The 26,991-nt window shown below is 45.4% G+C and carries 27 protein-coding genes and 2 tRNA genes; 14 read left to right on the top strand and 15 right to left on the bottom strand.

Annotated features, from left to right (window positions below; translation table 11 throughout):
- Window positions 1–194: 194 nt before the first annotated feature.
- Window positions 195–1,502 carry a Glu-tRNA(Gln) amidotransferase subunit GatD gene (gene gatD, locus J7J01_08930; GenBank protein MCD6210988.1) on the bottom strand — a complete coding sequence of 436 codons (1,308 nt, stop codon included), beginning with the start codon at window positions 1,500–1,502 and terminating at the stop codon, window positions 195–197.
- A gap of 72 nt (window positions 1,503–1,574) precedes the next feature.
- Here gatD and J7J01_08925 point away from each other — a divergent pair, with 72 nt between their 5' ends.
- Window positions 1,575–2,177 carry a uracil-DNA glycosylase gene (locus J7J01_08925; GenBank protein MCD6210987.1) on the top strand — a complete coding sequence of 201 codons (603 nt, stop codon included), beginning with the start codon at window positions 1,575–1,577 and terminating at the stop codon, window positions 2,175–2,177.
- On the opposite strand, the gene J7J01_08920 is transcribed toward J7J01_08925, so the two are convergent.
- Entirely contained in the window at window positions 2,152–2,940 is a 789-nt protein-coding gene (locus tag J7J01_08920; GenBank protein MCD6210986.1) for an AAA family ATPase, read from the bottom strand. The genes J7J01_08925 and J7J01_08920 overlap by 26 nt on opposite strands.
- A 12-nt stretch (window positions 2,941–2,952) precedes the next feature.
- Window positions 2,953–3,099: a 50S ribosomal protein L40e gene (locus tag J7J01_08915; protein ID MCD6210985.1), complete on the bottom strand. Its 147-nt coding sequence runs from the start codon at window positions 3,097–3,099 to the stop codon at window positions 2,953–2,955.
- Between the two features lie 89 nt (window positions 3,100–3,188).
- On the opposite strand from J7J01_08915, the gene J7J01_08910 reads away from it, so the two are divergent.
- Window positions 3,189–3,557, top strand: coding sequence for a dihydroneopterin aldolase family protein (locus J7J01_08910; protein ID MCD6210984.1), 369 nt, complete (start codon window positions 3,189–3,191; stop codon window positions 3,555–3,557).
- A gap of 1 nt (window position 3,558) precedes the next feature.
- Here J7J01_08910 and artA read toward each other — a convergent pair whose 3' ends face one another.
- From artA to J7J01_08890, 4 genes are all read right to left on the bottom strand, one after another.
- Window positions 3,559–4,638, bottom strand: coding sequence for an archaeosortase A (gene artA / locus J7J01_08905; protein MCD6210983.1), 1,080 nt, complete (start codon window positions 4,636–4,638; stop codon window positions 3,559–3,561).
- 69 nt (window positions 4,639–4,707) lie between these two features.
- Window positions 4,708–5,229 carry a 50S ribosomal protein L16 gene (rplJ, locus tag J7J01_08900; GenBank protein ID MCD6210982.1) on the bottom strand — a complete coding sequence of 174 codons (522 nt, stop codon included), beginning with the start codon at window positions 5,227–5,229 and terminating at the stop codon, window positions 4,708–4,710.
- Window positions 5,230–5,761: 532 nt separating this feature from the next.
- Window positions 5,762–7,123 carry an FAD-dependent oxidoreductase gene (locus tag J7J01_08895; protein ID MCD6210981.1) on the bottom strand — a complete coding sequence of 454 codons (1,362 nt, stop codon included), beginning with the start codon at window positions 7,121–7,123 and terminating at the stop codon, window positions 5,762–5,764.
- Window positions 7,080–7,868: a TatD family hydrolase gene (locus tag J7J01_08890; protein ID MCD6210980.1), complete on the bottom strand. Its 789-nt coding sequence runs from the start codon at window positions 7,866–7,868 to the stop codon at window positions 7,080–7,082. Before J7J01_08890 ends, J7J01_08895 begins: the two co-directional genes overlap by 44 nt.
- Before the next feature lie 66 nt (window positions 7,869–7,934).
- Here J7J01_08890 and J7J01_08885 point away from each other — a divergent pair, with 66 nt between their 5' ends.
- Window positions 7,935–8,690, top strand: coding sequence for a 7-carboxy-7-deazaguanine synthase QueE (locus J7J01_08885; protein ID MCD6210979.1), 756 nt, complete (start codon window positions 7,935–7,937; stop codon window positions 8,688–8,690).
- A gap of 18 nt (window positions 8,691–8,708) precedes the next feature.
- The gene (mfnA, locus tag J7J01_08880) at window positions 8,709–9,887 is read left to right on the top strand and encodes a tyrosine decarboxylase MfnA (GenBank protein MCD6210978.1); all 1,179 of its coding nucleotides are present in this window, start codon (window positions 8,709–8,711) and stop codon (window positions 9,885–9,887) included.
- A gap of 256 nt (window positions 9,888–10,143) precedes the next feature.
- Here the strand turns inward: mfnA and J7J01_08875 are convergent, their stop codons facing one another.
- From J7J01_08875 to J7J01_08865, 3 genes are read right to left on the bottom strand one after another with little or no spacing between them, the layout of a single operon-like run.
- Window positions 10,144–10,947, bottom strand: a complete 804-nt coding sequence (locus tag J7J01_08875; protein ID MCD6210977.1) for a hypothetical protein — start codon at window positions 10,945–10,947, stop codon at window positions 10,144–10,146.
- Window positions 10,948–10,967: 20 nt separating this feature from the next.
- Entirely contained in the window at window positions 10,968–11,405 is a 438-nt protein-coding gene (locus tag J7J01_08870) for a hypothetical protein (GenBank protein MCD6210976.1), read from the bottom strand.
- Between the two features lies 1 nt (window position 11,406).
- The gene (locus tag J7J01_08865; GenBank protein MCD6210975.1) at window positions 11,407–11,712 is read right to left on the bottom strand and encodes a hypothetical protein; all 306 of its coding nucleotides are present in this window, start codon (window positions 11,710–11,712) and stop codon (window positions 11,407–11,409) included.
- 212 nt (window positions 11,713–11,924) lie between these two features.
- On the opposite strand from J7J01_08865, the gene J7J01_08860 reads away from it, so the two are divergent.
- Window positions 11,925–12,167 (top strand): hypothetical protein, encoded by a 243-nt coding sequence (locus tag J7J01_08860; GenBank protein ID MCD6210974.1) that lies wholly within the window; start codon window positions 11,925–11,927, stop codon window positions 12,165–12,167.
- Window positions 12,168–12,184: 17 nt separating this feature from the next.
- Here J7J01_08860 and J7J01_08855 read toward each other — a convergent pair whose 3' ends face one another.
- From J7J01_08855 to J7J01_08835, 5 genes are all read right to left on the bottom strand, one after another.
- On the bottom strand, window positions 12,185–12,760 hold the full coding sequence (locus J7J01_08855; protein ID MCD6210973.1) for a YkgJ family cysteine cluster protein: 576 nt from the start codon (window positions 12,758–12,760) through the stop codon (window positions 12,185–12,187).
- Window positions 12,761–12,832: 72 nt separating this feature from the next.
- Entirely contained in the window at window positions 12,833–14,110 is a 1,278-nt protein-coding gene (locus J7J01_08850) for a formylmethanofuran dehydrogenase subunit B (protein ID MCD6210972.1), read from the bottom strand.
- Entirely contained in the window at window positions 14,110–16,443 is a 2,334-nt protein-coding gene (purL, locus tag J7J01_08845; protein MCD6210971.1) for a phosphoribosylformylglycinamidine synthase subunit PurL, read from the bottom strand. Before purL ends, J7J01_08850 begins: the two co-directional genes overlap by 1 nt.
- A gap of 492 nt (window positions 16,444–16,935) precedes the next feature.
- Window positions 16,936–17,235, bottom strand: coding sequence for a hypothetical protein (locus tag J7J01_08840; protein MCD6210970.1), 300 nt, complete (start codon window positions 17,233–17,235; stop codon window positions 16,936–16,938).
- Window positions 17,174–17,332 carry a hypothetical protein gene (locus J7J01_08835; GenBank protein MCD6210969.1) on the bottom strand — a complete coding sequence of 53 codons (159 nt, stop codon included), beginning with the start codon at window positions 17,330–17,332 and terminating at the stop codon, window positions 17,174–17,176. Before J7J01_08835 ends, J7J01_08840 begins: the two co-directional genes overlap by 62 nt.
- Before the next feature lie 57 nt (window positions 17,333–17,389).
- On the opposite strand from J7J01_08835, the gene J7J01_08830 reads away from it, so the two are divergent.
- The 9 genes from J7J01_08830 to J7J01_08790 all read left to right on the top strand — a co-directional run bounded on the left by J7J01_08830 (window position 17,390) and on the right by J7J01_08790 (window position 26,881).
- A complete protein-coding gene (locus J7J01_08830; protein MCD6210968.1) occupies window positions 17,390–17,626 on the top strand; it encodes a hypothetical protein in 237 nt (78 codons plus the stop codon).
- 117 nt (window positions 17,627–17,743) lie between these two features.
- Window positions 17,744–19,462: an ABC transporter ATP-binding protein gene (locus J7J01_08825; GenBank protein MCD6210967.1), complete on the top strand. Its 1,719-nt coding sequence runs from the start codon at window positions 17,744–17,746 to the stop codon at window positions 19,460–19,462.
- A gap of 25 nt (window positions 19,463–19,487) precedes the next feature.
- Window positions 19,488–19,562: transfer RNA gene (locus J7J01_08820), tRNA-Glu, on the top strand.
- 3 nt (window positions 19,563–19,565) lie between these two features.
- Window positions 19,566–20,936 (top strand): coenzyme F430 synthase, encoded by a 1,371-nt coding sequence (gene cfbE / locus J7J01_08815; protein MCD6210966.1) that lies wholly within the window; start codon window positions 19,566–19,568, stop codon window positions 20,934–20,936.
- Between the two features lie 6 nt (window positions 20,937–20,942).
- On the top strand, window positions 20,943–23,435 hold the full coding sequence (gene gyrA / locus J7J01_08810) for a DNA gyrase subunit A (GenBank protein MCD6210965.1): 2,493 nt from the start codon (window positions 20,943–20,945) through the stop codon (window positions 23,433–23,435).
- A gap of 55 nt (window positions 23,436–23,490) precedes the next feature.
- The gene (locus J7J01_08805; protein MCD6210964.1) at window positions 23,491–24,507 is read left to right on the top strand and encodes an iron chelate uptake ABC transporter family permease subunit; all 1,017 of its coding nucleotides are present in this window, start codon (window positions 23,491–23,493) and stop codon (window positions 24,505–24,507) included.
- 201 nt (window positions 24,508–24,708) lie between these two features.
- A tRNA-Leu gene (locus tag J7J01_08800) sits at window positions 24,709–24,792 on the top strand.
- Between the two features lie 73 nt (window positions 24,793–24,865).
- Window positions 24,866–25,840 (top strand): tyrosine--tRNA ligase, encoded by a 975-nt coding sequence (locus J7J01_08795; protein MCD6210963.1) that lies wholly within the window; start codon window positions 24,866–24,868, stop codon window positions 25,838–25,840.
- A 39-nt stretch (window positions 25,841–25,879) separates the two neighbouring features.
- The gene (locus J7J01_08790) at window positions 25,880–26,881 is read left to right on the top strand and encodes an HlyC/CorC family transporter (GenBank protein ID MCD6210962.1); all 1,002 of its coding nucleotides are present in this window, start codon (window positions 25,880–25,882) and stop codon (window positions 26,879–26,881) included.
- The last annotated feature ends 110 nt before the right edge of the window (window positions 26,882–26,991 follow it).

The raw sequence follows: 26,991 nt of genomic DNA, 5'->3' as shown, positions 1-26,991 counted from the left end.
AACTTGCAGAGAGCTTATCATTTGCTAAGTCGTGGATCGAAAAGTTTATCCCATCGTGGATTTAGTTTTGTTGAGGACTATAGTGGCGTTCTTCTTATTGTTTGCCTGTTTATGCTACCGCGAAAGCATCGTTTATCGGTCATTCCTCCTTCGCTCTCGATATCCTCAGGCATCAACAATACCTCTGTTTCAATTCATGCCTGCGAGCGCGATCCCTCGCCCTTTGGTACCCGTCTATCGGAGATTTCACCTGCTATATTCTCCTGCATCAGTTGTTTCACCTCTTCCATATCCTCTGTCTGCCCAAGCACCCACATCAATTTCACCAGTGCCGTCTCTGGCAGCATGTCCTTACCTTCTATCACGCCCGCGCGCAGCAAATCCCTGCCGGTATCATAAACCCTGTCACAGACCGTGCCATACAAGCACTGTGAAGTCATTATAACCGGTATCCCATCCCTTATCACACGCTCCACATGTGGTATCCATTCAGCAGATACATGCCCCAGACCTGTCCCTTCCAGTACGATCCCTTTATAACCACGTGCCACGAAATAATCTATTATATCCGGATCCGCACCGGGATAGAACTTTATGAGGCTGCATTTAGTCTCAAGTTCCGCCATCAATTCCAAATCATTATCACCACGATGCGCATGCGGTGACAGGAACTCAACCCGTATCTGTAAGCCTGTTGTATCTCCTGCATTGTTATTGTAATAGACCTTCCCTATGGGTGCTGAATTCACCGATTGGAACGCGTCTCGAGCCGAGGTATGCATCTTCCTCACCTTTGTGCCCCTGTGAATATAGCAGAAATCGTCAGATGTAGTGCCATGCATCACGACAACCACCTCACCAAGGTCACTGCATGCTACCTTCGCTGCACAGATTGCATTCATTGCAGCATCACTGGATGGGCGGTCTGAACTCCGCTGTGAGCCCACCAAAACCACCGGTACAGGAGTCTGGAGCATAAATGAGAGCGCGGAAGCGGTATAACCCATCGTATCTGTGCCATGCGTGATGATTACACCATAGGCACCGTTCTTAATCTCATTGTATACCTCTGTGGCTAATTCCTTCCAGTATGTTGCACGCATATTCTCACTGAGTATGCTATAAACCACCCTGCCTTTGATAGTACCGATCTCACCCAATTCCGGTATCGCATCGAGAATATCCTGTGTAGAGAACTGAGGTGAGACCGCGCCAGTTCTATAATCCACTCTGGAAGCTATTGTACCACCAGTAGAGAGAATAGAGAGCTGTGGCAAATCTCCCCTTTCCCTGACTTTTATTCCCCCCTCCTGCACACTCTCCTCCTTCTTTTGTCCTTCACCGATAACCTCTATCTCTGCATCTTCCGTGCGTATCCCGATATTGTATCCATTATCGAGCTTGATAACCAGATTAGGGGTTGTTGATGGCATCACAATCCCCTCGTATGTGACTGATTCCTTCTTTATCCGCACACGCATCCCTTCTCTTAACTCCGTCATTGTCGTTATCTCTTTATTTGATAACAAGAATAAGAATAGGGGAATAAAATAAAAGATAAGATTCGATATACGATGGATACGATGGACACGATGGATATGGCAGAGCGAGGTATAAAGATAAAGAATCTGGAATCGAAGATAAGGGTATGCAAGCTTTGCGAATTGTGGAAGACAAGGACCAATCCTGTTATTGGTGAAGGCTCAATATCTACTGGAATAATGTTTATAGGAGAAGCACCGGGCTATTATGAGGATTTACAGGGTAGACCTTTTGTTGGCAAAGCCGGGCGGATTCTTGATGAATTACTGCGTTCAGTTGCACTGGAAAGAGCAGATGTGTATATAACCAATGTATTGAAATGCCGACCGCCAGGTAACAGGAATCCAAAACCTGAGGAGATCGTAGCTTGTGCACCCTATCTCGATTCTCAGCTTGCGATTATAGAACCTGAAGTAATCGTTACACTTGGTAGTTTCTCATTGAGCTATATCTTCCACAAATTCGGTTTGAAGCCCGATAAGATAAGCAAGATACATGGCAGGGTCTTTACTGTTAGCACCATATCAGGCGTCAAGAGGATAATATCACTCTATCACCCTGCGGTAGCCACTTACAATCCAGGTATGAAAGAGGTACTGAAGGAAGATTTTAAACAGCTTGCTGATTGTTTATGATTCGCATTGCTATCCGTTTCACACCGATAACTGATGGCGCACTATCTGGTAAATCTATGATGGGCTTACCACTGAAATCGTATTCCTCTACCAGTCTATCAAAAGGTATTATATCTTCTATCTCTATTCCATACTTCTCCGCTTCAGCCCTTACACGCCCTTCTGCACCAGCAGGTATCTTATTCGCAATTGTAAATATCCGCTGCACGTCTACATCTATCTCGGCTGCAATCTCCTTCAGCCGCAGTGCCGTCTTTATACTCTTCAATGTGGTGTCCAGTACGGCAATCATGACATCAACATCCCTGGTCGTTCGTCGACTGAGGTGCTCCAGACCCGCTTCGCAGTCTATCACTGTGTAGTCGTAGTTCCTCGCCAGTGTATCTATAACCATGCGCAATATATGATTCACAGGGCAGTAGCAACCCGGTCCCTCCGGACGACCCATAACCAGCAGGTCAAAATACTCCTCCTCCTCTATTATCTCCGCTATTTTACCCTCAAACTCCGCCCTGAGGTCCAGCGCAACATCCTGCTGCTTCTCCTCCAGTAACTCCTCCCTTATATCCCCCACACTCTTATTGTATGATATCCCAAGCGCATCTGGTAAGTTAGAATCAGCATCGGCATCCACCGCCAGTATACATATATCATCCCCATCCCCGTCCGCCGATTCTTTTAGTTCTCTTATCAATAGAGCCGAAATAGCGGTCTTACCCGTGCCGCCCTTACCTGCTACTGCTATTACTCCCCCTCTTTTCATCCCATTACAAGCCTATTTACCCTTATGTCTGGACTTCAATCTGAGGTCCTTCGAGTGGCATTTCCTGCATCTCGTAGCCTTGAGTGCATTCCTCGCATTACAATCCATACATATCTTCACGCGGAATAATCTCGCTTCCGCCTCCGGAAACCTTGCCATTATCGCTGCCTACCCTCCTTCATGTTTATAGCTTCCTTAGATTTTATAAATAATATGCTTCTATAATTATTTAAATTTCAGGAACGAAGATGGAAGACCCGGACCCGAATGGAATATCGGATAGGGATAGGGCATTATTTGAGGCTGGTATCAAGTTGGGTGCGCTTTATCATCAGTTCACGGGCACGCCAGTGAGCATGGAAACGGCGAGCAAGCTGGAAGCCGCAATGGAGAAGAGTATCGCACTCCAGCCGTGGGTGAATCTCGTGAGGGTGAGGATAGACCGGGAGAAGCTGCGCGTAAATGAGAATCAATTCAGATATTGTGAGTTAAGTGGCGAGATGCTGGATGTGGAACTCGTAGTAATATACGAGAATGTGGAAGTGCATGCAAGGATAGGATACGATGAGGGGATGAAATACCCTCTAATGCGCATTGAGAAAGTATCAACGATATAGGTTATAGGTATAAATGCTTGAATGGGTAGGTGATAACCCGAAAAAAATCCTCTACCAGCTCTAATGCCTCTGGCAGTATCACGAATACAGCATAAGCAATGATAACAAGGGAAATGAAGACCCCTATCCGCGCGATCACGCCATGTGCCACATAAAAGCTATGAGCTGGTTCGCCAAACATCTCCCCAAAGTACGCCTCACACACAAAAATATTCCTGATGAGGTTCAATCCGTAAATAACAGGTACAGAGACCAGGAAAGCTTTTATCGCCCTCTTCAATGGTGCGTCCACACCAAATGCCAGTCCGGTGAATAGTACCATACTCTGTATCGCAGTACAGGCGAGGATGATCTCTATGGGCTTGTACAATTCGTGGAATGCGCTATTGGAGGTGTAAATATAGGAAGGAGGTACCAGATAGACATTGCAATCAAATTGGTTAATCGTCAAAGTTGTTAGCTTGGCAGTGAGGAAAATGAGGGCATTACCAATGGCGGGGATCTCAGCGAATGGGAAATAAAGAACCGCACTTATAAATGCTATCTTCGTCACAGTGAAGAGTATATCCCTTATCCTACGGTTTTTATAAATGGTCATCTTCCCGCTCCCGGACTTTGAACCTGCAATTGCAATATACCCTCTACCCGCGCCTGGTTCGTCGGTTGCCAGCAGCCATTCATTCTCTCTTATCCGCCTGACACTACCGGGTGCGGGTGCAGGAAGGCGATTAGCCCTGAATTTGCTCTTCAGTTCCTCCGATATTACGCCTCTATCCAGATCAGCCCCTATTCTCGTATCTGTAGCTGTACTGAACAGCGGTATAATATCCTCTCCCTTTGTTATTAACAGGAGAAGGGCGAGAGTAACCGCGAATATCAGAAATACAAACGCCATGGAAGCATCAAAGTACTCACCACGGGCAAAAAGTCCTGCGGCATCGAAATAGCAGTAACCAGCGAAGAAAAGCCAGCCAAAAGCGGCAGAGAAGCATGATAAAGTCTCTCTACGCTGCCGTGATACCAATGCAAGTAGAAATAGAGCTATTGCAATAAATGGTAGTGTGGATTTAAGTACGAGCATTTCCCTATACTTATTCTTATTGGGATATGTGTATGTGTATGAGTATGATAAGATAGATGATGGTGAATTCTATGCCGCCAACAGTTCAGCTCCTTTATCCACAACGATTCGAGTAGGAGAAGAGATTTTATAACTCGCTCTTTTTAAAGCCTCCTTCGCCAGCTCGAAATTTTGCTCCTCTACCCATACACTCATCACTCGCTGTCCCGCTTTCACTCGTGCTGCAGTCCCTATCGCTTTACCAAATGCATGCCGCATCCCACTTGATACACGGTCGGCACCCGCGCCAGAAGCAATTTTGTTCTCTCTCAGCACATGATGTGGGTATACTCTGATCTTCAGGTAGAAATTATTCCTGCCCACATTCTTCACAAGATATCTGTTAGCAAAGACTCGTGCCGCCTCCAGTGCATTATGCCTTATCTGCACTGCTTCTCTTGTCACTAAGGACAGGGAGACAGGGAAATCCCGCCTTGGATTGCCCATGTCAAATATCGTTATCTTACTCCCTGGTACTCCTCCCATATATTCCCTTCGCACATACGCCGGTCCTGATACCCGCGTGTAAGCGCGACCTGGTTTTAGTCCCATTTTTCCTTACCTTACTATATTGGATAGCATTATATATTCATTATTATAAACATTTGTGGAAGAAATGGATAAGGAAAGAGAAGCGGGAGGAAGAGTTGAAGATTTCTTTTAAATCTTTTAAAAAGGGTAGCTCTATTTATTTCGCCTCCATTAGCAGAAACGGAACGTATCCGGCTTCATGCCCTCAGCACTCTGTCAAAATCCCCCTTCAGGAAACTTCAGATACGTTCAGAATGGGGTGCGCCCCAATGAAAGTGGGAGGTACTCATGTATTAAGAAATCCTACTATTTATAACTTTTTGTAAGAAATAAACTGCATTCAATGTATATCAAGAAGTATTGAGCATACAGCCTTGAAAAAGATATTTATCGCTTATCGCCTGAACAGCGTGATTTGGGAAATAGAAATAAAAAAAATTAGACATGAAATACTGCCAGAAAAACTTGAAGCTATATAACGATTCATGGATCGGAACCCGATCTGTGAGGGGGAGTGAAAGGAGAATTTTTGGGACTTCCCACTCATAGTAAATCAATTGACGCTATTGAATTTAGCAGCGAGGTCCATTGCGTTCCTCACACAGGCATCCATATTGAGATATCGGAATTCTGCGAACCTGCCAACGGTATATATCCCCGCTCTATTGAGAAAAGTCCTTATCTGGTACATATTCCGTTCATAATCGAGATCGCATATCACATACGCCGGGTTCGTTCGTTTCACTCTCGCAAAACACACGCTATCCTTTTCTATAATACCTCTGCGGTGGAGGTCTCTTATTGTGCGCATTATAAGCTCTTTATCCATCATCGCATCAATGGCATCACCGCTATTATAAGTTATTTCCGCAATAACTGAACTCTTTCCCGGTGGTGCCACTTCTTTACTGTAATTGGATGGGAATGCCACTCTGTGTGGAAGACAATCGCTATCAGGTATATACAGCCATGAGAGGTCATTCAAATGCTCAACATCCAGACCTAACATAACAGTGATGAGTGAGTTGTACTTCAATCTGCGAACAGCGTCATAGACATGAGCGGGTATATGCATATGTGCATGCTTCAATGCGCGAAAGAGCGAGAATAGTGGTTGTGTGGCTATAATCGTATCATACTCACGCCTCTCTTCTCCATTGGACACAATCCATTTATTATTCTCACGTGATAGAGATCTCACTTCAAAGCCTTTCAGTATTTTTCCACTGCATTTGCGCTCCATAGACCTTATCAGGGCATTAATGCCTCCCGCCTTAGGATAATAGAAGTTCAACTGATGCTTGTATCCCTCTGTGGGGATACCAAGTGCAGATTTTAGAACATCCCATATCGGCGGTCTTGGCACTCGCCCATCCACCCATGAAGTGCTCATCGCTGCTATATTATACTTCCAGATCTTCTCATTGTACGGTATCAGATATCTCTCTGCAATCCCCCGCCCAAACATATTATACAGCCATTCTTTAAAGTTCTCAGCCCGACTCTGACTCTTCCTATGGATAAACGAAGCAGTGATGAAGGTTGTGAGACAATCGAGCTTATCATATAACGGCAGCTCGGAGAGACCATTCTCAAACGGGTACTTCACATAATTGCCTTCATACAGGATCTTTGTATTCCTGCGGCATCGCACGACGTTAGTGCCGAGTTGCCCAAGCAAGAAGTTCAGAACCTCTTTATCCCTTGAGAATATGATATGCGAGCCCGAATAGTCAAAAGTGAAGCCGTCCTCGCTTAGTGAGCGGCATAATCCGCCACACTCATTGCTCTTCTCCAGCAATTCGCAATCCTCTATGAGATTCCCGAGTGTCAATCCGGTTAGACCTGCACCTATGATCCCGGTTGTCATGTCATAACTTGACCTTGACCCTGAACATTCGTTCGAAATTGGCATCTATCGCATTCTCGACACTTTGGAAATCGCTCTTCTTCTGCCGCGCTATCTCTTCATAAACCACCTTAACCTGCTGTGGCACATTCCTTTTCTGCTCATCTGGCGATAGATAGGGCGCATCAGTCTCAGCGTGCAGCGATGAGAGCGGTATTCTCTTCGCTACCTTCTTCATCGTCTTGCTCTTCGATATTGATGCAGGCAGAGAGATGTGATAGCCCTCATTCTCATTGCAGATCTCCGCTGCGAGTTGCGGTTTACCGGTAAAGCAGTGGAATACCGCTTTCCTTATATCTGCATCGGAGATGAACTTCAACCCCTCCTCTATCGCACCCTCACCACGTAGATGGAGTACAACAGGCAGATCAAGCTCCTTCGCCAGTTCAAGTAGCTCTTTAAATACATTTTTCGTCCTCTTTATCTTTAAAGGGTCCCGAATCCAGTGATAATCCAGTCCTATCTCGCCAATCCCCACTATTCTTGCTCTGTTATCGCTTATAAACTCCTCATAATCGCTTATCTCATGGTCCGTCTTCTCCACTACATGTATTGGATGCAGTCCGAGAGAGACGAATATAAAATCGGAGTACGATTCCGCAAGCTCTAAAGCCTTCCTCGCATCCTCTGGCTCTACTCCACTCGTCACTACTCGCTTCAATATCGCTCGTGCATCCTCTATCACATCTGCTCTATCTGCCTCATATTCCTTGAATGTCAAATGACAGTGTATATCTATGATTTTAACCACCCACCTACCTCTGCTCTGTTATTCTTTTATTTTATGCTTATTATAAATAAAGATAAAGGTAAAGAGATGGAGAGAGGGTATATAAAGGAGTTATTCAGTTCTTTCCAGGGCGAAGGACCCTATACAGGCAGGAGGCAGATATTCATTCGTTTCGCAGGCTGTCCTCTCTCTTGTTTCTATTGTGATACCGCCTATGCGAGAACTCCGGAGCCCGCTCATTGCTCATTCATCAATAAAAATCAAAATCGAGCAGTGGCGCTGATTGAGAATCCAATGAGTTCACATTCGGTTCTCGAGCTCGTTAATGAACTACGTACACCTGATGTACACAGCATCTGCTACACAGGTGGTGAGCCTCTTCTTAGTGCTGCGTTCGTGAACGAGATAGCAAAGGAGGCACGAGATATGGATTACATGAATTTCATCGAGACCTGTGGATACTCAGCTACATCGTTCAAATCAATAGTCAGGAACTTCAATTTCGCTTCCATAGACATCAAATTGAGGAGTCACAGAGCGGTGGAAGATGCGAATTACAACCGATTGTACAGCAATGAACTTGATAGTGTGCGAATATCTGTTGATAGTGGACTCGAGACGATAGTGAAAGTGGTAGTAACGAGAGGCACATCGGTGAATGAAATAGAAAAGGTATGCAGAGACCTCTCAGATTTAAAAATAAAGTTCGTATTACAGCCCGTTACCGGCGCATATATCAAGCCAGATGTAGAAAAACTCTTCGCTCTTTCTGAATTAGCTGGCTCGTTCCTCGGTGATGTCATGGTCATACCCCAGGTGCATAAATGCATGAGGATACTGTGAATGTAAATGAAAATGTAAATGAAATATTTTACCAGAAATTACACATACAATATGATTGATATGAGCATGAATAGAGAGGAGTTGGAGCATCTACTGGCGGAGAAGAAGCGTAAAGACCTATCTTATAACCGCATTCTGAGTTCCATGTGCACATATCCACATGAGGTGGCAGTGTATGCGCATAAGCTCTTTATAGAGTCGAATTTAGGTGATTCCGGGTTATTTCAGGGCACAAAGGAGATGGAGGATGAAGTAATCCGGATGATAGGGGCACTGTTGGGCAACGAGAATGCTTATGGGTATATAACCACAGGGGGCACGGAATCGAATATACAGGCAATAAGGGCGGTGAGGAACAGGAAGAGGAAGGATGGACTCAGGGTCAGGGATATGAACATAATTGTACCGGAGGCAGCTCATTTCTCGTTTGATAAAATCGCTGATATATTGGGTATAGAGGTGCGGAGAGCGGGTTTGGACACGCAATTGCGGGTGAACCCTAATTCTGTAGAGGAATTCATGGATGATGGTACGATATGCCTGGTCGGAATCGCAGGAACGACCGAATTTGGGCAGGTGGACCCTATAAAGGAGCTTGCTGAGATAGCGAAGGAGAAGAAAGTATTCCTGCATGTTGATGCCGCCTTTGGTGGCTTTGTGATTCCTTTTTTGCATGATAGAGCACGGTATGAGTTCGATTTCTCGCTTGAGGGCGTGTCTTCCATATCAATAGACCCGCACAAGATGGGGATGAGCACGATACCTGCTGGTTGTCTTCTCTTCCGTGAAGAATCTTATTTAGAGGAGCTGGCAGTACCTACGCCTTATCTCACCACTAAAAAGCAGTATTCGCTGACAGGAACGAGGAGTGGCGCATCAGCAGCAGCTACCTTCGCTGTGCTCAAATATCTCGGTAGCGAAGGCATGAAGTCGATTGTGGATGAGTGCATGAGGCTAACGAGGTTTTTAGTAGATGGTGCGAGGGAAATGGGTATTGAGCCTGTGATAGAGCCGGTTATGAATGTTGTAACATTACAATTAGGCGATGCGGATAGAATAGCGAGTGCGTTAAGAGCTAAAGGTTGGGAGGTCTCTACCACACGCAGCCCGAAGTCGCTTCGATTGGTGATTATGCCGCATGTTACCGAGGATATGTTAAGACGGTTCATGGAGGACCTGAGTGAAGTCGTAAACTGATTATTTGTATTGTCCGCTGCTATTTTTCTTTTTTCTTTTTCTTTATTCATTGGCTTCCATAGCGAGCCATCTCCATGTATTCCATTTAAGCATACATGCCGCATTTCTCAAACCATCTAACGCGATTTTCTTCTTCCTCGTCACATCACCTCTTTAAAAACCCCGTCCTTGATACACTCGATTACCTATAAAGTTGGGTGCATCCAAGGGAGCCATTGGTTGAATTTAAGCTAATATTTAGGTAATATTATTACTCCTACGATCTTCTTATCATAAGGGAGTATATTCTTAACACATCTGTATTTAGCACTTTATTCAAATCTTCTAAGAGTAATGCATCAGAGCTTGAACCTAAATAATCAAGTAATGCTTTTGCATCGTCCCGGTATTCGCTTTTTTCAGTGATCTCCCGTTGAAAATCTTCTTCAATAGATGACCAAGCCTTTATAAAGTTATCTCGAAGAGTTTCATTCTCATCTTTTTTCAATTCCTCAAGGTAATTTTCAATCGCATTTTCCAAAATCCTATATAGTTCGAAAACATTGATACATATCATAATTGTATCATTAACTTTTTTAATGCGCGATGGGATGTTCCGATCTTCAACATAGAACTGAAATCGAATATAGTTATTCCCATATTTGAAAGGTTTTGTAGAAAATGTATGAACAAGACCATTTCTTATCCCATCCCAGAGGAGCGATGGAATCGCCTTGTACTTCTCTGGAAAGTATTTTTCGATGAATTTTTTAGCGTTTTCTTTGGCATTATAACCTTCTCTTGATGTAAATTTAGTCTCTCCAACATACAATCTGGATACAAACTCAAGAGCAGTACAGATAAGAATAGGAACTGATAAGTTTCCACCGCCACGAGGGCGTGGTTTAAAAGCAAATCTCTCTTTATTGTCTGTATAGTTTTCGATGCCGTCCAGAAAGGTTCTAATATCGCCTAACAGACAATCGGTAATCCACTTGACACGAGGGCGATCTTCAAAACTCTTATCTTCAAAAATATACTTGTATTTTTCTTCTTTTGTCATTTTTTCTGGGTCTTCCATTTTTTTCTTTTATTTCTATCTTATCTCCTTCTTCTTAGCATGAAATAAGCCACTGCTAATAATCCACCAATTGCAAAGATTGCTTCAAGTACCGGTGCTGGTGGAGCAGGTGCAGGTGCAGGTGTGAGCGTAGGCGTTGGGCTTGGCGTTGGTGTTACTATTGGCGTAGGTATAGGACTGGCAGTTGGAGTTGGAGACGGAGAAGGTGTAGATGCTGGAGAGGGACTTGGGCTTGTTGTATGGACTGGAGCCCTTGTAAACCTAATTACATGAGTTTTCCCAGTAATCGCTAATCCTTTGACTGTCCTTTTGTCAGAGCTGGTTGAATTCCCTTTCAAATCTTCTACTGAGCTAATTATACATCCTACAGGAACAGTAAAGGGTACAGCATCATTATCATCTAGGCCTACCCTGCTATAAACGTGCTCATTCTTATCTTCAAGATTCCACTTCGTCATATCATGTCATATAAGTGCATATAATTGTAATATCTTCCTTTATCTGCTCATAACCTCTCTCCCTTCCAGCATCACAATCAACATCTATTATATTGCCCCTGACGCCGTCAATGAAAGTATTTTCAGTCTCCCTTCTTTCCTTTTCAGGTTTCTCGATCTCCTCTCTCATGTATCTTTCGAGTTCATCAAACTGACAATGTCCATCAGGTTTCCAAGGTGCGCGGGACATGACCCAGCATCTTCTCCCGTCCAGTGGTATACATGAGTAGACTGAACCTCTTCCATATTTAGCATAAATATTTAGCATAACGATCTCTTCGGTATACGTATAAGATGCACTCACATATAAAAGCTGTCGCTAAAACCAAAATCATTCCAGTTTCTTATTCATTTTTCTTATTTCTTAACTTACTATTTACTTTTAGGGGTGCATCCCCTACAATATGCACATGCACATATCATAATCATATATAGAAATATAGAATAAGAGAATAAGTATAAGGGAGTATAGAACAGAAAATGGAGATAAAAGAAGGAGACCTCCTGAGTATTGATGAGGTGATAAAACTGGAACTCGCAGAAAGGTTGAAAGTTGCAATATATGGCAATGAGGAGGAGGAGATACCCTCTTATGACACGATGGCAGAGCGGGACCTTGAAGCAATTACAGCCGCCGATGGCGGTATCGTAAGATATAGAGTCAAATCATTCGATGAAGCAGAGCGGAAATTATCGCTGATACGGGAGATAACATGGAAGTGAAATAAAGAAATATTAATTCATACATCCTTATACCCTCTCGCACCATTCCGAAGCCTCTTCAGAAACTCCTCCAATAGCTCCAATGATACTATCGTCACCTCGCATTTCATGCCTTCGCTTTCATACAAGAAGTCGCCGAACCTGTCATACGCTTCCATAGTCTTACGGATAGCTTCCTCCTGCTCACTCTCACTCACGCTCTTGCTCTTGTCCATGGTGCCTATCTCCCCTCTCAATTCCTGCTCGAGCTTACCCAGTTCTGCTGATATCTTCTTCCCCATCGGGCAATCACGGATAGAAGGGAAAGGATAAGCGAATTCAAATGGGAATACGCGACATACAAGCGGTCTCTTATCGTAAATCACGCATTCATTACCCTCCAAATATGGACACGGCGTCTTCAAGCAGTTCTCTATTGCATTATCATCCAGTTTATCCAGGAAAGTTTCACCCTCATCCTTATATAATCGTTCTATATCATCCCACCCCAAACTGATGGGCAGTGTCCTGCAGCACTCGCCACACCTCTCGCACTTGAAATACCCCAGGATCTCCTCTGCCAATCTTATATATCGCTCCCGTTGCCGTTGCATCTCAACAGCTTTTTATTATATACAAGTTTTTACGGTCTTAAAAATCTTTTCTGCTGATATAATCGTTAACGTTTACTTCAAACTCCTGTATATCCCCTCTAACACCTCTATATCCGTGGGATACTCGCTATTAACTATCTTATCTAACTTCAGGGGCAGACCATCCATTCGGTATGCTATTCCTTCTGCTTCTACACCTGTAATCGCAGTAGGCAGCACAACAGAAGCTAAAGAAGTTGTTGGAGTCTCAAAAGGGTCTATTACAATAAGTGGTATCTCAGCCAATCTCTTAACCTTATCTCCCGGGAATGACGCAACAGGGTCTGCACCAACAATTAAAGCCGCATCCACATCTTCTATTACATCCATAACCGTCGTCTTACCGGGCTCAAATATATTCTCGCGGGAGAAGTCCAGACCAAAAGGGTAGCCCGTCTCACGCATCAGAAGCTGTACCGCACCCATTACATTATAATGCCCCTTCATCGGGAACAATACGTACTTAGCACCTTCTTTATTCAGTGCATCAACGAGAGCGAGGATTGCCTCCAGAGTATAGCCCGCATTCTCACTCGCAAGGACGCCGAGTCCAACGAAGATAACACCGTATAAAGCCCTCTTCAGTTTATCCTCTATCTCCTTCAGCGTATCTATCCCTATTTCTACATCTATATCCTCTTCCCAACGCTCCACCCGCTCTCCTGATATCAATCGGGTTATAATATCCGCTATCCTTACGTCATCACCCGGCTTCACCTGCAATAGCCATCGCTTCTTCACTTCACTCTCCACAACATCAATCACAATTATATCACGGTCCGTCACGCCCTTCATCGCGTAACGACCCGTTGGATATACAGAATACCGCGAGAGATGCCGTGGATGCGATATGAAGGGATTGGAACCCCAATAAACAATCACATTCGCTTTCTCTCTTATCTCATCCAGCAATGCATAGTAAAATGGATACTTTTTCAACCTTGCATATAGCAGATTATGACAGATGGATTCCGAGATATCAAGCACTCCTCTCCTACGCTTCGCTATCTCCAATGCCACACGCTGAGCTTCATAACTGCTGTTACTCAGCCCATAGATAAGCGGTTTATTCGCACCATTCAGTATCTCCGCCGCCTTTGAGATTGCTTCTTTATAGCCACCATCCCTGCCTTCCACCCGCGGATACTTCAAGCGCGGACGCCTGTATGAGTAGAATTTCTCTACACCAAACCTGCAAGCGTTTCTTATCTCCTCTATCTCGTTATTTTTTAAAGAGATGACTATATCATCGCACAGGCAAGCACAGAACGGACAAACTGCCGCGTTGATTATCTTCGTAGCTCCTGCCATCACTCTATTCCCATTTCCCCTCGCCATCTCGCTCGCAGTTCCGCCAGTGGCTCTTCTATCAGCTTCTTACCGCTGTCTTCTATTATAACCACATCCTCATCCTTCGTTTCTCCTATATTCACTACCAGAACACCACGATTCTGCATCAGCATCTCGAACCTCTCACGGTCATCATGCCAGACCTCCACAATCCATCTCGTATTCGATTCCGAGAAGAGTTTATAATCGCTTCTCAGTCCACGTCCGCGTCCGGATCCGGGATTCATATTCACACCACCAATCTCGATCTCAGCGCCAAGGTCACCGCCCATGAGCATCTCGCATACTGCAATTGCGAGTCCACCCTCGGAGATGTCATGGCAACTCGCTATCATCCCTGCGGTCATCGCTTCTCTTAATGCAGCCATGCGTGTCTTCAACACTGTCGGGTCTGTTCTTGGTACTATACCTGCCCTAACGCCCCTTAATCTGTAATACTCGCTACCTCCAAGCTCTCTTTTTGTATCCCCCACCACATATAGCAAATTCGATGCCTCTTTCGCATCCGCTGTGACGCATTCTCTTATATCATCACACACGCCAATGCCGAGAACCACGGGTGTGGGTGGTATAGACTCTCCAAGTACTGATGATTCATTATAAAAACTCACATTACCACTAACGAACGGTATACCAAGGGAAGAAGCCATATAGCCAAGTCCACGGCAGCATTCATAGAACTCACCCATGCGCGGTGGCTTCTCGGGATTGCCAAAGTTGAGACAGTCGGCAAACGAATGCGGAACGGCACCTACCGCGGTCAAATTCCTGCATACTTCATCTATCGCACTCGCTGCACCCCAGAACGGATTCAGTTCACAATACGATGGAGTCACATCTGCCGTGATGGCAATCCCTCTATAAGAGGACTCTAACGGCTTTAGTACCACAGCGTCACCATGCGTCTCCTTCCCTATTAGCCCCTGCAGCGGCTTCAATACAGTAGCAGCTCTTACTTCGTGGTCATATCGCCTTATGACCGCCTCCTTTGACCTTATATTCGGTGATGCCAGTAGCATCTTCAGTATATTACCGTAAGAGCCTGAGTCGGGCTCTTGTAGTTCACCATCAGCAAATTCCACAGTTGATATCTCTCTTGGACGCTCATAAACAGGTGTATCGAGTATAAAATTAATATCAAGATCGAATACAAGCTCATCATGGTAGAATAACCTTATTCGCCCTCCACTAACTGCTTTACCAATATCCGTGGCATCTACATCCCATTTGTCAAATATATCACGCAGCGAGCTCACATCGTCAGGCATAACCGCGAGCAGGAACCGCTCCTGGGATTCAGAAATCCATATCTCCCAGGCTTGCAGTCCCGATTCCTTTAACTTCACACGTTCCAGGTGTATCTCCGCGCCACAGCCACCGCTATGGCACATCTCGCTCACTGCGCATGAGAGCCCACCACCACCAAGGTCTTTCATACCCCTTATCAGACCCCGCTTATTGCATTCGAGTATTGCATGCATCAACGGCTCTTTCGTTATCGGGTCTCCAAGCTGGACGGCACTACGGAATTCTTCGGCGCCTAATTCACCGGAGGCGAAGGTGACACCATGTATACCATCCCGTCCTGTCCTTCCACCTACGAGCAAAAGAACCTCACCCGGCTTCGCCATGCTCCGCCTCAATTCTCGCTTCTTCATCAGCCCCACGCAGCCCACATTCACCACGCAATTGCCCGCATAGCCGTTATGGAAATAAATCATGCCCGCACAGGTAGGAATACCTATACGGTTGCCATAATCGCTTATCCCTGAGACAACGCCGTTGAACAGGAATCGCGGATGCTTCACCTTCACATCTGCCGGGAGTTGCTTTATATCCGGTGGTGCAAAGAATATAGAGTCAATTAACGCCACCGGCTGCGCACCCATGCATACTACATCTCTAACGATACCACCTATACCCGTAGCAGCGCCACCGTATGGTTCTATTGCTGATGGATGGTTATGGCTCTCAAATGCTACAACATACGCATGCTCATCATCAAACTCCACAACTCCTGCGTCTTCTTCTATCACATCTATGCACTGTGGCGCTTCTATACTGCTCCTGAAGATGAACTCCTTCAGGATTCTCTTCGAACTCTTGTAGCTGCAATGCTCTGACCATGCCTGCGCTATACTCTGCAGTTCCACATCCGTAGGCTCTCTATTACGCGCAATGAAATAGCTCCTTATCTTCTTCATCTCTTCTAAATTGAGTGCAAGCCCCATAATCTCACTTATACGCAGCAGTTCCTCTTCGTTCGCTCCCCTTAACCCTACTTTATTCGCCATATTTATAATGGAACTGGAACCCATATTCCGCACTTTAATATCTTAAAAAATAAATACTGAGAAATTAACAGAAGTAATAGGAAAGATAGTAGGAATAAATCATAGATCATATAAAAACAAGCCGAGTTTTATTATAAGTTATAACCATCCTAATTACTTCTTCTATGATTTGGAAAAGGATGATTTACAAAAACGGATCGTGTCCCTCTTTCATCGACTTGAAAGAGAAGATGTAAATGTAAACAGAGTATGCTATACAAATTTTATAATGCCCCTTGAACAACATAGAATGTACATGTATGCTTGGCAAACGGATCGAAAAATAAGAGAGCTTGCGCTAAATAGGCCCGTCGCACCCTGCATATTCCTGATATTCACCTGCTATGGGGGTGGTTTAAACTTGAACAACTCGTCTAATCTCCAGATATGGTCTGTGAGGTTAGCAGCCATTGTGGGTGTTCTATCAAACTTTAAAAAAGTTTAATCAAAATGCTACGCAATCCAACGCCGTCCACCATCCGCAATTTCGATTTTTAGTGCATCGTGGAGTTTCAGGTCTGACGGGGGCACTTTCTTTGGATTGGGTGGTCTTCCCCGTCCCTTGTATTCTGGCTGCTCTTCAACGCCGTAGACCTCGACCAGTGCGTTTTTGTATGCGTCCCAGTCGTCACTGGTAAAAATCGGGAGTTCCGTGCTCTTATCTCGCATATTTTCCGTATCCGAGAGCAATTCAATCACAGAAAGTCTTCTTGCATGTCTTGCATCTGAGTAGTGCAGTATTCTGCTTGCCATAGCGTTCCTTTAGCACGATGTTTTCCCTACCTTTCTTTCCGTAATCGGGGTATGCCTCGTTTGGACAAAAGAATTCGTCTAATTTCACTTCTCCCATTCCGTCAATCCCTTTGTATTTCCTATCGAAATATTTGATATAAACATCTCCTGTAAAATGGGGACACGACCTAAATTTGTTCATGGTGGGTTAAGTTTACAGGAGGCGATAGTTCCTGTTGTAACACTAAAACTTGCGAAGCCGGAGGAGGTGGAGATTAAGGTCGTTGATTACGATACCGGCGAGGTGGTGAGTAAAGGGAAAAAGGGAAAGCTAAAATGTGTTTGTGTGTTTGTTAATGTGATATGTTATGGTTATGCTTTATGTAGTCTTCTCCCTTACCTCTGGCGATAGGCATAACGTAACACTATCACTATTGTGCTGTGCTAACAATGGCGGAAATTGATATTTTTAATTAAATTAAATCTTCTATTATTACATGTACATCATGCTGAACGAGAGTGATAGAAGATGGTAGAGATATTGAATGTTGAGGGGCTTTGTAAGACCTATAAACTGGAGGAGATCGGGAAAGAGATAGTTGCGCTGGATAACGTATCCTTCAAGTTAGATAAAGGGGGGGTGCTGGGGATAATAGGGAAGAGTGGCGCAGGAAAGACGACCTTGCTTCGCATGCTTCGTGGCTATGAGCGGTTTGATGCTGGCAGGATAGAGCTGGATGGTGTGAGTGTAGAGCATGATTCTCCTTATTCTGAATTCAAGAAATTGCAGAAGAAGACGGCTTTTCATCTCCAGCGCTCTTTTGCACTCTGGAACCAGTCCGTGGTGAATAATGTTATATTAAGGCTCAGGGCAGCACAGACGGGCTTAGAAGAGTTACCGCAGTATGAAGATGAATACGAGGAGTTGAAGGAGCAGGCACTTGAGATTCTCGACCTCGTGGGGCTACGTGAGAAATACAAGTATTTCTACCCGATATTGAGCGGAGGGGAGAAGCAAAAGGTCTTACTCGCTCGTCAACTTGCGAAATCACCTTCACTGCTGCTACTGGATGAGCCCAGTACGATGTCAGACCCAATATCACGTGAAGAACTGCTGGATAGTGTGAAGCGAGTAAACGAGGCAACGGGCATCAGTATATTGCTCGTTTCGCACATGCCAGAAGTGCATAGGGCGCTATCAGACAGACTTATCTGGATAGACAAGGGTAGAATAATAGATGATGGCGGTGTGGAAGAGATAATAGGGAAATTCATGTCTCAACTGGAGCCGATGGAGCCCCTGCAGCCTATAAAGAACCCGAGAGACACCATAATCGAGCTCAATGGAGTATGGAAGAAGTATGTGATATACACGAGCAACACGTTGATAAAGACGATAGAGATGCCCGAACTGAACCTGAAGATCCCGCGTGGTGAGATACTGGGTATAATTGGGCCTTCAGCAATGGGCAAGACGGTGCTGATGAGGATGCTTGCGGGCGTTGAGCAGCCAGATAAGGGGCAGGTTTTATATCGAATAGGAACAGTGGATTTCGCCAATATCGCTGCACTTGGCAGTAAGAGGGCGATGGAAGCTCGGACAAAGTTGGGCATCCTGCATCAGGAGTTCACGTTACCGCCTTATCAACTCGTTCAGGATGCATTTGCCCAGAAGCTGGGTATAAAGAAGCTTGAAATGGTACGGCAGGCAATGAAGAGAGCAGAGGAGCAGGGGATAAGCAATGTAACACTCGATGCACTCCTGAGGATTGCTGATATGCCAGAATTAGAAGCGAAACAAAAGCTTGAGGATCTGGGTCTCAGTATCGAAATCTTCGAGAGCCTGTTCCCGAAGTTCCCACTGACAGAGACATTTGAAGCTGCCAGACCATATCTCAAGGCGTTGGATCTGCCTGAGGAGATATTTGAGCGGCACAATGCAGAGGCAAGTGCGGGTGAGCGGGTCAGGCTGGCAATTGCAATTCTGATGTCAGCGAAGCCCGAAGTGCTACTGCTGGATGAGCCCTTTGGTGATCTCGACCCTATCTCCATGCGTAAGATAGCGAATTCGATAAAGAAGTTGAATTATGAGTTCAATACAACGATACTGGTGGTGAGTCATCAGCTCGAAGTGATTCGAGAACTCACACATGAGGCGATAATGATAGATGAAGGTGAGATAGTGATGCGTGGCGACCCTGACGAGGTCTGTGATGCGTTTATAGCACTGGGTAAGCCCGAGCAGTGAGAGAAGTAAAAGATGGTTTAACTTAGCTCCGCTGGTGTAGTTCGGCCAAGCATAAGGGCCTCTCGAGCCCTTGACCGGGGTTCAAATCCCCGGCGGAGCATTTATGAGGCTAAAAATAGAAGATGCGAGCCGGATACTGGTTCTGGATCCTATCCATGGCGCTGAAGTGATTGCAGATGCATTAAAAGAGCTCGGTAAGGAGGTGGACATCTTCAATCCATATAGAGAGCCCACCTTCAGAGGCGATTTGAATTATGATCTTGTCATCGCGCCGGTTCATCTGAATCCGAACTTTGAGATAATGAAACAGGTGTTGAACGCACACATACAACTTATCAACCACCATGAAGCGGTGAAAGAGCTTGTGAGCTTGAACAACCCCTTCTCGGGATTACATGTGATAGAAATAACAGGTACAGTGAAGAAGACGACGACATGTGAACTGATATATCAGCTGCTACGTGGTATGGAAAAGAATATCATTCTGCATACCAGTTCTGGTACGAGGTACAAATCAGCAGATGGTGGAGAAATAAAACTACCCAGGCTCAGTGGTACACCTGCGAATGTGCTGAAGGTGATGCTTCTGGCTCGTGATATGGATTTGAATCCCGAAATAGCAATTTTTGAGATCTCCCTTGGGTTGACGGGTTCATGCGATGTGGGTGTGATAACAAGCCTTGAAGATGATTATAAGATTGCAGGTGCTACAAAAACGGCATCTGCGGCTAAGATAGCTTCCATCAAGAATTGCAGCGATGGTATCGTTGTACATCCCGGGCTCTCTCTTTCCTCTGTTGTGCATGATAACAGTAACAGTAATAGCTATGGAGATAGAGGAGAGAACCTCTGGATAGAGGAAGTAAGGGCGGTCTTTAACAAGTTGAAGACCATAGATGGCAAGATTATCAGTGGTAGTCTGAACTTTGCACCTTTCAAATGGCGTATAGGAAGCGATTATTACAGGAGCTGCCTGGAAGCTGCCTTATGTGCGGTGTTGAGCCTTGGTATTGCACCAGAGGAGCTAAATACCAGAGAGATAACAGCAGTTGCGGGTAGAATGAAGGTTGAAGAGCTAAAAGGGCGAATATTGATTGACAATTCCAATTCGGGCACGAAATTGAAGTTCATCAGTGGGCTGGTAGATGCTGCCTCACATCTGCATCCATATCACTCAGAGCGAGAGCAAAGACAGAAGCAGATAAAGAAGAAGATGATTTTGATCATCGGTGAAGATTCGCCTTATGTGTGTGAGGGTATAAATGTGGATGAATTGAAGGAAGTGGTGGAGATGGCGAATGAAAGAAGCGATTTCAAGGAGATAATAATCGTTGGAGACCGTTTCCGGGCGGAAGCGGAATTTGAAGGTGTACCTGTATCTTTCGCATCAGACCTTGATACCGCATTGAATAATGCGATTGAGGCGACAGGAGAAGGTGACGTAATTATATCCAGCGTGAAGACATGGAGATAAAACGAAATGAGTGAAGAACAGGAGCAGCGTGTAATAGAGGTCAGTGTAGAAGAGGAGATGAAGAGCTCGTATATAGATTACGCGATGAGTGTGATTGTTGGTAGGGCTCTTCCTGACGCTCGCGATGGCTTGAAACCTGTACATCGGCGTATATTGTTCGGTATGCATGAACTCGGCGTCACCCATGATAGACCGCATAAGAAATCAGCGCGGATAGTAGGGGACGTGTTGGGTAAGTACCATCCACACGGAGATGTTGCTGTTTATGATACACTGGTGAGGATGGCGCAGGATTTCTCTTACCGATATCCTCTGGTTGATGGTCAGGGCAATTTCGGCAGTATAGATGGTGACGCACCGGCTGCTATGCGATACACCGAAGCAAGATTGTCGAAGATAGCGGAGGAACTGCTGGTTGACCTCGATAAGGACACTGTTGATTGGGTTCCTAATTTTGATAACACACTGAAGGAGCCGAAGGTATTACCCGCAAAGTTACCAAATCTCCTGATTAACGGCACTTCCGGTATCGCTGTCGGTATGGCGACGAATATGCCGCCACATAATCTCAGAGAGGTTGTGGATGGCATTATAAAGGTAATAGACGAGCCAGAAGTGAGTATAAAGGAGCTGATGGAGATAATAAAAGCGCCTGATTTCCCCACTGGCGGTATCATCTCCGGCTATAAGGGTATAAGAGATGCGTATGAAACCGGAAGGGGCAGTATAAAGGTAAGAGCAAAGGCGGAGATAGAGACAAAGGGTAAAAGGCAGAGTATAGTCATAACAGAGATACCCTACCAGGTGAACAAGAGCAAACTGGTAGAGGAGATAGCGGAATTTGTGAAGAAGTTCAAAATAGAGAGTGTAAGTGGTCTGAGGGACGAATCAGACCGTGAAGGTCTGCGGATTGTGGTGGAGTTGAAGACCGGTGCTAATGCTTCCATCGTAATGAATAAGCTATATAAACATACACAACTGGAGACGACCTTCGGTGTAATCAATCTTGCATTGGTGGATGGCGTACCGAAGGTATTGACACTGAAAGAGCTGATTGAGTGCTACATAAGTCACAGGCGAGAAGTAACAACGAGAAGACTTCAATACGAGTTGGAACGAGCGGAGAAGAGGATGCACATCTTGCAGGGGCTGATCGTTGCAATCTCGCATATAGAAGAGGTAGTGCAATTAATAAGAGGCTCAAGCGATTCGAAATCCGCAAAAATGGCATTGATTGCTCGATTTGCGCTGAGTGAAGAGCAGGCGAAGGAGATACTGGAGATGCGGCTATCGAAGTTGAGTGCCTTAGAGCGTGATAAAATAGAGAGCGAGCGTAAGGAGCTGGAAGAGCGGATAAAATGGTTGAAGGATGTTCTGGCGTCGGAAGCGCGGATATCTGGCGTGATAAAGGATGAGCTGAAGGAGCTGAAGGATAAGTATAGTGATGCACGAAGGACAATGATAGAGGAGACAAAGCTGGCATTGAGTGAGCGTGATTTTGTGGAGGAAGAGAAAGTAGTCCTGTTCTTCACCGCTCGTAACTATGTCAAGCGAATATCAGCGAATATATTCAAGCGGCAGAGACGCGGAGGGAAGGGTATAGCGGTGATAGAGAAGAAAGATAAAGAAGGAGATGCGATCGTTAATTTCATCTGCGCATCCACAAGGGAGCGTGTCCTGCTCTTTACACGGTATGGCAGGGTATATCAGGTGAATACGTACGAGATACCACCGGGTAGCAGGCATTCAAAAGGGAAAACACTGGTAAACATCCCCGGACTGAATATGATCAGTACAGATGGAGAGGAGTTCGTAGCTGCTTTACCAATACCAGAGGCTGTGGATACCGCGCTGGAGCATGGACATGAACATGGACACGAACACGAATATTATATCATCATCGCTACTTCACGGGGCGTGGTGAAGAGGATTTCACTTGCCAATCTGCGGTCAATACGTGCTACGGGTATCGTTGCCGCACGGATAGACCGGGATAGGGGTGATTCACTGGTGGATGTGGCATTGATAAGCAGCGAAGCTCAGATAGGGATATTATTGGGTTCACGAGAAGGTAAGGCGATACTGTTCCATGGAGCGGAGCTGAGGGAGATGGGTAGATATGCATCCGGTGTACGGGGAATGCGACTTGAACAGGGTGATGAGATAGCAGATATGGAGGCTGTTGATTTGAGTTCCAGTGCAACGACTGTGGTCATAATAACAGAGCGGGGTTATGGGAAGAGGACACGGCTGGATGCGTTCAGAGAGACGCACAGAGGTGGTAAGGGTGTTATCAGCATACGGGTAGGGGAGAAGACGGGTAAGGTTGTGTGTATAAAATATATAAAAGGTGCGGATGAGTTGATGATTACCACCTCTGACGGAATGGTGACTAAGATACTGGCACGAAACATACCGGTACAGGGCAGGAATTCACAGGGTGTGCGGTTGATGAGCGTGAACCCCGGAGCGCGGGTGGTGGCAGTGGATGTCGTTTGATTTTGAGCAAAGTAAAAGATACAGAAATTATCTCCAGAAATTTATCCAATGGCGGATGATGATGATTTATCTGATTGTAATTCTTTGCATCACCATCCTGCTGGTAACGCCAATAGGCAACGTTTACATATCGCCACTGAAAATCATCGCTCTGTTTGGAAGCAAACTCCATCTCTGTGATGTTGATGTTCATTCTATCCCCTACGGGTATGAAGTGATAATCTTCCAGGTGAGACTACCACGGATAATTATGGGTATACTGGTGGGTTTCGCGCTCTCAACTGCGGGTACAGCAATGCAAGGCTTATTTAAGAACCCCATGGCAGACCCTTACATCATAGGAATAGCATCGGGAGCCGGGGTTGGTGCTGCTATTTCGATTATTTTACTCCCTTACTTCTTCGCTGATTACACTACACCATTCATGGCTTTCCTGGGCGCTATGCTCGCCACATTCATGGTTTATAACATTGCGAAGGTGGGGGGGAGAATACCGGTGGACACCTTATTACTCACCGGGATAGCGGTTTCGCTGTTCTTAAGCGCTGTTTTGTCCTTAGTGATGTATTTAGCAGGTCATGACCTGGGCTATATCTACGCATGGCTGATGGGGCGAATAGACTCGCCAAACTGGCAAAAGGTGGAAATAACTGCATTTTCTGTCTTCGTCTGTTTCTTCCTGATTTACATCTTTGCAAGAGACCTGAACGCAATGCTGCTCGGTGAAGAGTCAGCTCAGGCACTGGGTATAAATGTAGAGTCAGTAAAGAAGATTCTTCTGGTTCTTTCGGCATTCATTACCGCTGCTGCTGTGGCTTTCGCAGGAACAATTGGCTTTGTAGGTCTGATCATCCCTCACATAACGAGAATCCTCGTTGGACCTGACCATAGGATTCTTTTTCCTGCTTCCGCATTGTTAGGGGGTATTTTCATGGCATGGGCAGATGCAGGCATTCGTTTCTTAGATGCATTGCTACCCTTTGGTGAGATACCAATCGGTGTAATCACAGCCTTCTTCGGTGTTCCATTCTTCATTTATCTGTTAAGAAGCAGGAGGCAGAGTTTATTGTGATTTCCTCGCTCTTGTTATTTCTTGAGTTCATAACTCTAAGATATCCCTCGTTCTGGGGCGATGTTGCTACGTGAGTACTCAGGTACTCAGTACGCCAAAATAAACTTGAGCTTGAAGTAAATTATTTAATATTCAGATATCTAACAAATAGGGAAGAAGCCAAATATGAAGATAGAGAGGGATCAATGATAAATGATAAATGCGGAGGTTGCCGAGTTGGACAAAGGCGTGAGGTTCAGGGCCTCATCCCGAAGGGGTTCGGGAGTTCGAATCTCCCCCTCCGCATCCGCATCCACATGGCATGAGATCAGTTAAGTTAAGGTTTCATTTAGTAAGTATAGTTATAGTGTAACAATAAATGATAGAGCGCGACCCGATGAAGGTGCTGCTAAGGAACGTGGAGGAGATAGTGACGAGAGCTGAGCTGGAAGAGGCTCTTGCATCAGGCACACAGTTAAGAGCATATGCGGGCTTTGAGCCGAGTGGCAGTGTACATATCGGGCATCTACCGATAATAACAGAGTTAAAGGAGTTGCAGCGGCTTGGATTTCATATCATCGTGCTCCTCGCCGATGTACATGCGTATCTAAACGAGAAAGGCGATTTTGAACGGATAAGAGAGACCGCAGAGTACAACAGAAGATGCTTCGCCGCCGCTGGTCTGAGTGAAGAGACCGAGTACATACTTGGCTCTTCCTTTCAGCTTGATGCCGAATACATGCTGGACTTACTACAACTCGCAACCGTGACGACAGAGAAGCGAGCGAGGAGGAGCATGGATGAACTATCTCGCAGTAAAACAGACCGCAAGGTATCGCAGATGCTGTATCCGTTGATGCAGGCGATGGATATCGCATATCTCAACATAGATGTGGCAGTTGGGGGCATAGATCAGCGGAAGATACACATGCTCGCACGAGAGAACTTACCGAAGCTCGGCTTTAAAGCTCCTATATGCATCCATACCCCGCTTTTAATCGGGTTGGACGGAGCGAAGATGTCCTCCTCCCTCGATAACTACATCTCGGTGCACGAGTCAGAATCGGAGGTGGAACGTAAGATAAAGGCAGCATTCTGCCCCTCCAAAGTTGTTGATGGTAATCCTGTGCTGCAAATCTACAGATATATAATCTTTGGGATGGTTGAGGAGGTTAAGATAGAACGCGAGCAGGAATATGGCGGTGATGTGATTTATCATAGTTATGAGCACTTTGAACGCGATTACGAGCTGGGCAAGTTACACCCGCAGGACGTGAAGCAGAATGCCTCGAGATATCTAAATGCGTTGCTGACGCCCATAAGAAAGAGATTGGATGTCTCGAAAACTTTTTAAGATGCAAATACCAATATTACTATTGAAGGAGGGAAGAAGGTGTTATTGTCGCTCCTTGGCTTGAAGTTTTTAATCCTTCTTCTACTATTACTCCTCTCTGGCTTCTTCTCTGGTTCAGAGACTGCTCTGATTGCAATTGGAAAAGTAAGAGCGCGAGCACTGGTGAAGCAGGGAGTGAAAGGTGCGAAAGACATAGATGAACTGATGAACCAGCAGGAAGCGATGCTCACCACTGTGCTCATCGGCAATAACATGGTGAATATCGGGGCATCGGCATTAGCAACATCTATCGCAATGGAATTCTTTGGTAGTTATGGCGTGGCAATTGCAACCGGTGTGATGACTTTCTTGATACTCACCTTCGCGGAGATCATGCCCAAGACGATCGCCGTTCACCACGCAGAGCGGATTTCTATCATCGTCTCCAAACCGATAAAGATGATGGCTTATTTCTTCATGCCGTTCATCAAAGTGGTATCCGCAATTACTGGCACTTTTGAACGGTTCATGGGCATGGCACCGTATAAAAGGCGTGTACTGACCGAGGAGGAGGTGGAGACGATGCTGGATATAGGCGAGGAGGAAGGAGCGATAGAGGAGGACGAGAAGGAGATGATGATGGGTGTGTTGAAACTCGACGAGATCAGGGTGAGAAATGTGATGACTCCCAAAGATGCGATGGTATGCATAGATGTCAATCAGAGTGTTGATGATGCAGTGGAGTTGATAAAGAGAACGGGTTTCTCCAGGATTCCTGTATTCGAGCGAACGGAAGATAACATCGTGGGCATTCTATACGCAAAGGACCTGCTGGCGAATAGAGGTGAGACCTCGATACGAAAGCTTATGAAACCCCCTTATTTAATATCGGATACAAAGAGAGTGGATGATTTACTGAAGGAATTTCAACGAGGCAGGTTCCACATCGCTATTGTTGTGGATAACCAGGGCAAGACCGAGGGGTTGGTCTGTCTGGAAGACCTGCTGGAAGTGATTGTAGGCAGTATATACGATGAATACGATATTATTAGCAGGAGTTAGGGTTAGAGTTTAGAGAGTAGAGAACTTCTTTTGTGAATTTTAAAATATATATAGCCTCTTGCAAAACTTTATCTATTATTCTCCCCAGAGTACCGCTAACACGGTGAGAG

This window comes from Methanophagales archaeon (assembly GCA_021159465.1).
In the GTDB taxonomy this organism is placed as follows: Archaea; Halobacteriota; Syntropharchaeia; order Alkanophagales; family Methanospirareceae; genus G60ANME1.
This window is presented reverse-complemented; position numbering and strand designations above follow the sequence as displayed.

Coding starts and splice junctions, on each gene's coding strand:
- J7J01_08850 (MCD6210972.1), bottom strand. CDS start 14,110: ATGGCAGGAGCTACGAAGATAATCAACGCGGCAGTTTGTCCGTTCTGT.
- rplJ (MCD6210982.1), bottom strand. CDS start 5,229: ATGGGACTAAAACCAGGTCGCGCTTACACGCGGGTATCAGGACCGGCG.
- J7J01_08855 (MCD6210973.1), bottom strand. CDS start 12,760: ATGCAACGGCAACGGGAGCGATATATAAGATTGGCAGAGGAGATCCTG.
- J7J01_08870 (MCD6210976.1), bottom strand. CDS start 11,405: ATGACGAAGTGGAATCTTGAAGATAAGAATGAGCACGTTTATAGCAGG.
- J7J01_08910 (MCD6210984.1), top strand. CDS start 3,189: ATGGAAGACCCGGACCCGAATGGAATATCGGATAGGGATAGGGCATTA.
- cfbE (MCD6210966.1), top strand. CDS start 19,566: ATGAGGCTAAAAATAGAAGATGCGAGCCGGATACTGGTTCTGGATCCT.
- J7J01_08875 (MCD6210977.1), bottom strand. CDS start 10,947: ATGGAAGACCCAGAAAAAATGACAAAAGAAGAAAAATACAAGTATATT.
- J7J01_08925 (MCD6210987.1), top strand. CDS start 1,575: ATGGATACGATGGACACGATGGATATGGCAGAGCGAGGTATAAAGATA.
- J7J01_08920 (MCD6210986.1), bottom strand. CDS start 2,940: ATGAAAAGAGGGGGAGTAATAGCAGTAGCAGGTAAGGGCGGCACGGGT.
- purL (MCD6210971.1), bottom strand. CDS start 16,443: ATGGCGAATAAAGTAGGGTTAAGGGGAGCGAACGAAGAGGAACTGCTG.
- J7J01_08825 (MCD6210967.1), top strand. CDS start 17,744: ATGGTAGAGATATTGAATGTTGAGGGGCTTTGTAAGACCTATAAACTG.
- J7J01_08860 (MCD6210974.1), top strand. CDS start 11,925: ATGGAGATAAAAGAAGGAGACCTCCTGAGTATTGATGAGGTGATAAAA.
- J7J01_08835 (MCD6210969.1), bottom strand. CDS start 17,332: ATGGGAGAAGTGAAATTAGACGAATTCTTTTGTCCAAACGAGGCATAC.
- J7J01_08885 (MCD6210979.1), top strand. CDS start 7,935: ATGGAGAGAGGGTATATAAAGGAGTTATTCAGTTCTTTCCAGGGCGAA.
- J7J01_08840 (MCD6210970.1), bottom strand. CDS start 17,235: ATGGCAAGCAGAATACTGCACTACTCAGATGCAAGACATGCAAGAAGA.
- mfnA (MCD6210978.1), top strand. CDS start 8,709: ATGAAATATTTTACCAGAAATTACACATACAATATGATTGATATGAGC.
- J7J01_08865 (MCD6210975.1), bottom strand. CDS start 11,712: ATGCTAAATATTTATGCTAAATATGGAAGAGGTTCAGTCTACTCATGT.
- J7J01_08915 (MCD6210985.1), bottom strand. CDS start 3,099: ATGGCAAGGTTTCCGGAGGCGGAAGCGAGATTATTCCGCGTGAAGATA.
- artA (MCD6210983.1), bottom strand. CDS start 4,638: ATGCTCGTACTTAAATCCACACTACCATTTATTGCAATAGCTCTATTT.
- J7J01_08805 (MCD6210964.1), top strand. CDS start 23,491: ATGATGATGATTTATCTGATTGTAATTCTTTGCATCACCATCCTGCTG.
- J7J01_08830 (MCD6210968.1), top strand. CDS start 17,390: ATGGGGACACGACCTAAATTTGTTCATGGTGGGTTAAGTTTACAGGAG.
- J7J01_08895 (MCD6210981.1), bottom strand. CDS start 7,123: ATGCCAATTTCGAACGAATGTTCAGGGTCAAGGTCAAGTTATGACATG.
- gatD (MCD6210988.1), bottom strand. CDS start 1,502: ATGACGGAGTTAAGAGAAGGGATGCGTGTGCGGATAAAGAAGGAATCA.
- J7J01_08795 (MCD6210963.1), top strand. CDS start 24,866: ATGATAGAGCGCGACCCGATGAAGGTGCTGCTAAGGAACGTGGAGGAG.
- gyrA (MCD6210965.1), top strand. CDS start 20,943: ATGAGTGAAGAACAGGAGCAGCGTGTAATAGAGGTCAGTGTAGAAGAG.